This window comes from Streptomyces sp. SID5785, assembly GCF_009870065.1.
GTDB lineage: Bacteria > Actinomycetota > Actinomycetes > Streptomycetales > Streptomycetaceae > Streptomyces.
The window spans coordinates 1-5,148 of record NZ_WWIA01000580.1; the positions used below are offsets into that span (position 1 = coordinate 1).

The 5,148-nt window shown below is 70.0% G+C and carries 4 protein-coding genes and 1 pseudogene; all 5 read right to left on the reverse strand.

Annotated features, from left to right (window positions below; all coding sequences use genetic code 11):
• Positions 1 to 110, reverse strand: a pseudogene (locus GTW43_RS18795) (ATP-binding protein); the annotation flags it as partial.
• Positions 91 to 702, reverse strand: coding sequence for a DUF742 domain-containing protein (locus GTW43_RS18800; RefSeq protein WP_161303187.1), 612 nt, complete (start codon positions 700 to 702; stop codon positions 91 to 93). The pseudogene GTW43_RS18795 and the gene GTW43_RS18800, both read right to left, overlap by 20 nt.
• A 62-nt stretch (positions 703 to 764) precedes the next feature.
• Positions 765 to 1,178 (reverse strand): roadblock/LC7 domain-containing protein, encoded by a 414-nt coding sequence (locus tag GTW43_RS18805; protein WP_005311461.1) that lies wholly within the window; start codon positions 1,176 to 1,178, stop codon positions 765 to 767.
• 114 nt (positions 1,179 to 1,292) lie between these two features.
• Positions 1,293 to 4,451: a nitrate- and nitrite sensing domain-containing protein gene (locus tag GTW43_RS18810; protein ID WP_161303188.1), complete on the reverse strand. Its 3,159-nt coding sequence runs from the start codon at positions 4,449 to 4,451 to the stop codon at positions 1,293 to 1,295.
• Between the two features lie 373 nt (positions 4,452 to 4,824).
• Positions 4,825 to 5,148 (reverse strand): ATP/GTP-binding protein (locus GTW43_RS18815; protein ID WP_202501630.1); only part of this gene is annotated, 324 nt, incomplete at its 5' end.

Here is a 5,148-nt window from a genome sequence, read left to right on the forward strand (position 1 = left end):
CCCACGAACGTCGTCTTGCCGACGCCGAAGCCGCCGGCCACCACGATCTTCGCGGACGTGGTGGAACGACTTGGAGTTGCCGGCCCTCCGCTAGAGGTTGCGAAGTCCACTGAGCACCCTTTCGAGCAAAGTCACGTCTGGCTGGCCGCCGGCGCTCTCGTCGCCGCCGGGCTGATGGATGGCGACCAGGCCCGCCTCCGCGAGGTCGGCGACGAGAATCCTGGCCACACCGAGAGGAATGGTCAGCAGGGCCGAGATCTCGGCCACCGACTTGATCTCCCGGCACAGATGGCAGATCCGCTGGTGCTCGGGCAGTTGGCCCTGCAACTGGTGCGGCTGCGCGGTCGTGTGCACCAGCGCCTCGATGGCGAGCTGGTACCGCGGCCTGGTGCGGCCGCCCGTCATGGCGTACGGGCGCACCAGGGGGTTGTTCTTCGCAGCGGGTGCGGGATTCGCGTCGGGACGCGGCTGCGGCTGCACGGGCATGATGCGCGGCGCGGACGGCTGGTCGTACGGACCGGGCTGCCGCATCGGCCGGGCGTGGGCCGGCCCGGAGGGGAAGTCGTACCGGTTCTGCGAACCGTCGCCACCCATGCCGGCCTGGCCCTGCGTGGGGCCGTAGGGCGGCCAGTTGGCCGACGAACCGCTCGGGGGTGTTGCTGAACCAGACACGTACTCCTCCTCCGACTGCGCTGGGCCCATCACTGTGGAGCCGCGTCCCGAAACCTTACGGCCACGGGGCGCGAAAACGCACCGCTTGTCTGCTAGTTGAGAAGGCTTCCCTGAAGCTCCGCACGCAGGTCGGGGGTGAGAACCGAGCCCGCGCGGTCGACAAGAAGTGCCATCTCGTACCCAACGAGGCCAATGTCCGCCTCGGGGTGTGCAAGGACGGCGAGAGAAGAACCGTCAGAGATGGACATGATGAACAGGAATCCCCGCTCCATCTCCACAACTGTCTGGTTCACCGCGCCACCCTCGAAGATGCGGGACGCGCCCGCGGTCAACGAGGTCAGACCCGACGCGACGGCCGCCAGCTGGTCGGCGCGGTCGCGGGGGAACCCTTCGGACATCGCCAGAAGGAGTCCGTCGGCGGAGACCACCACCGTGTGGGACACCCCGGGGGTGTTGTCCACGAAGTTGGTGATCAACCAGTTCAGGTTCTGTGCCGCCTGGCTCATCGGGCTCACACTAACGCTCCTGGTTGTAGGTGCTGACAGGTCCACCGGGATGCCCGCTGACCTGGCCGTTCGTCTTCGTCACTGCTGTCACTGCTGTCACTGCCGGAAAGACCGTCACTGCTGTTCGCCGCCGCCCTCGCTGCGGCCCCGCTGCACCCCGCGGCGCAGGTTGCTCAGTCTGCCGCGCACGTCCTCCGGCGCGCGGGAGATCTGGGGCCCGCCCTGGGGCGTCGACTCCGCCGTGCCCTCGACCAGGTTGGCCTTGGGCACGCGGCGGGGGAGACCGGACGAGGTGACCCCGCCCGCCTTCGGCCGCTTGAGCGACTCCGCGCGCTCCCAGCGTGCGTCGTTCGCCGAGCGCCAGGTGTCGTCGCCGGACGAGGGCTCCGCGGCCGGCTCCTGCGCCGGCTCCTGGCGCTGGGGAGCACCGGCACCGCGGCGCGGGAGACCGGCGTCGGTCAGCGCGTGCGGGACGGAGGGGGAGGGGCCGGCCGCCAGCGGACCGTGCGGGTCGAAGGATACGCTCTCCGGCTCGGCCGCGTCAGCGCCCTGGACGGATTCCGCTTCGCCGCCGTACGGCTGCCGGAAGTCGTCCTGGTACCCGCCCTGATAGCCGTCCTGGGCCTGCCAGTCGGCCTGACCGGCCTCCTCGTACGGGGCGTACTGCTGCTCCGGGGCCGCTTCCGCATACCCGTTCTGCTGCCGGTAGGGGTCGGGCTGGCCCGCCGCGAAACCGTCGTACGCGCCCTGCGGCTGGTCGTCGTAGGCCGGCTGCTGCTCGCCGTAGACGTCCTGGCGCGGGTTGTCGTAGCCGATGGCCTGCTGGTCGTCGTAGCCACCGCCCTGCTGATCGGCGTAGGCCGACTGCGGGGCGTACGACTGCTGCGGGTCCTGCGGCGGGGCGATCTCGTCCCGGAACATCGGGCGGCCGTCCGCCGACGGGACCGGGTCGATCGCCTGGGCCTGCGCCTCGAGCGCCGCACGGCGCTCCTCACGCATCAGCGAGCGGCCGACCGGGTCGAGCTCGCGGGCGTCGTCCGGCACGTCGTAGCGGCTGTCGTCGAAGCCCAGCTCGGCGGCGGTGCGCAGCGGCGCCTTCTCGAAGGCCTGCTGCTGCGGGATCATCGTCGAGACGGTGAACTCGGAGTCGTCCTGGTGGTGCGTCGTCTGCCCGCCGCCACCGTGGGTGATCGGCTCCGGGAGCATGACCAGCGAGGTCGTACCCGCCTGCTCGCCCGAGGGGCGCAGCTGGACCCGGATGCCGTGCCGGTCGGACAGCCGGCCGACCACGAAGAGGCCCATGCGGCTGGAGATCGCGGCGTCCACGGTCGGCGGGTTCGCCAGCTTGTGGTTGATGTCCGCGAAGTCCTCGGCGGTGAGGCCGATGCCCTTGTCGTGGATCTCGATCATGACGCGGCCGTCGGGCAGCCGGGTCGCGGTGACGCGGACCTTGGTCTGCGGCGAGGAGAACGTCGTCGCGTTCTCCAAGAGCTCGGCGAGCAGGTGCACGAGGTCGGTGACCGCGCGGCCGTGGATCTCGGCCTCCGGGACACCGGACAGCTCGACGCGCTCGTACTGCTCCACCTCGGAGGAGGCGGCGCGCAGCACGTCGACCAGCGGGACCGGCTGGTCCCAGCGGCGGCCCGGCTCCTCGCCGGCGAGGACCAGGAGGTTCTCGCCGTTGCGGCGCATACGGGTCGCGAGGTGGTCCAGGCGGAAGAGGTTCTCCAGCTGGTCCGGGTCGGCCTCGTTGTTCTCCAGGTCCGTGATGAGGGTCAGCTGGCCCTCGATCAGCGACTGGTTGCGGCGCGACAGGTTGGTGAAGATCGCGTTGATGTTGCCCCGCAGCAGGGCCTGCTCGGCGGCGAGCCGGACGGCCTCGCGGTGCACCTGGTCGAAGGCCCGGGCGACCTCGCCGATCTCGTCGCCCGTGGTGATCGGGATCGGCTGCACGCGGGTGTCGACCCGGCCCGGGTCGGTGCGCGAGAGCTGGTCGACGAGCATCGGCAGACGCTGCTCGGCCACGTCGAAGGCGGCGGAGCGCAGCCGGCGCATCGAGCGCGACATCTGGCGGGCCATGAGACCGGCGAGCACGACGGCGGCGAGCAGCGCGACGACCACCGCGGCGCCGATGATGAGGGCTTCCTGCTTGGCGTCGGCGGCGATGCCGGACGCCTCCTTCACGGCCTTGTCGGCGAGATCCGACTCGATCGTGCGATAGGCGTCGAACTTCGCCGTGTTGACCGCCCACCAGTTCTCGGGCGTCACGCCCTGCTGGGCGAGGGCGAGCCGGGCGCTGGGCTGCGTGGTGGGCAGCGCCACGACGGCGGCGACCATGTCGGTCGGGTCGGCCGGCGGCGCCTTGTACGAGGGGTCCTTCGCCTTGGCCGCGGCGACCTGCTTGGCGCCGTCCGCCTTCAGCTTCTTCTGCGCCTCCTGGAGGACGCGCAGATCGTCGGGGGTGCCACCGCCCTTGTACTCCTCGATGGCGATGCCCTCGAGATAGGCGTAGCTGCCGAGCGCGGTGCGCTGCTTGGCGAAGCTGGTCGCGGTCGGGCCGGGCTTCACCAGGAGGTGCATGCCGATGGAGCGCTCGAGCGAGAGCGCCGCCTTCGACAGCGAGATCGCGTAGACGGTGCGGCCGTAGCTCGTGATGTTTCCGGTGCCCAGGCCGAGCTCGTTGGCGAACTCCATCAGCGGGTGCTGGATGCCGACGTACTTCTCTTCGGTCTCCACGCCGGGGAGCTTTGACGTGTAAGCGGCCGCGCGAAGCTTCTCCAGGCCGCCCTCGACCTTGTTGAAGTCGCGCAGGCGGCGGGTGAGGCCCTCGGTCTGCGGCATGTTCTTGGCGGCCTCGTGGAAGGCGAGCCCCGCCTTGTCCGTGGCCGCGCGGGCCTGCTCGACCGCCGGGTCGTTCTTCTTGCCCTGGAGCAGCGGGGCGGCCGTGACGTCGCGCTCCTGGATGAGGAGGTTGCCGTAGGTCAGGGACGCCTGCACGAGCTTGGCCGTGTTCTCGGCGTCCTGGGCCTCGTGCCAGGTGTCGATGGAGTTCTTCACCTGGAAGCCGCCCATGACCAGACCCACGATCACAGGTATGAGCAGGATCGCGTTCAGCTTCGTGGGCACGCGCCAGTTGCGCGGCGACATCCGTCCGCCCGACGGTGCCGGTGCCGCGGCCTCACCGGCCGGTGCGGCCTGCGCCGCTGTGCGCGGCGGCGGGGTGAAGTTGCCCCGTGCCGCTGCCGGCGCGGGACTGTTCTTGCTTCGCCTCACTCGACCAACAACCTCTCGGCGGATGGCACCTACGTTGTGCCGCTTGGTGTCTCCAGGCCCGTTCTTACTGGGCAGTTCAGCGCATTCCAGCACGTCAGGAGGCGCACTTCCAAACAGTCGGAACCGGAACCTCCAATCGACTCATGCCCCAGATAAAACGGGCATAAAGAACGAGCCCCGTCAAAAGACGGGGCTCTTGTGAGCGCAGTGGAACCGGGTGTGCGCGACCTGTGGCCGTCCCCGTGGAATTCTCTGTCGAAACGTTATGAACACAGGGGCCCCGCGTGTCAAACGCCACACGGGCCTGCGCGGAGCCCCCGACAACTACCGTACCGATCTTGTCACTTGGTGGCCCGGTTGCGACCGCTTCGGTTCACTTCAGCCGGGCCATCAGGGCGTGTTCCACCAGCGTGATCAGGGCGGACTTGGCGTCCGCGCGGTGGCGGGCGTCCGTCGTGATGATCGGGGTGTCGGGGCCGATCTGCAGTGCCTCGCGGACCTCGTCGGGGTTGTAGGGCTGGTGGCCGTCGAACCCGTTGAGCGCGATGACGAAGGGCAGGCCCGAGTTCTCGAAGTAGTCCACCGCGGGGAAGCAGTCCGCGAGCCGGCGCGTGTCCACGAGCACCACGGCGCCGATGGCGCCGCGTACGAGGTCGTCCCACATGAACCAGAAGCGGTCCTGGCCGGGGGTGCCGAA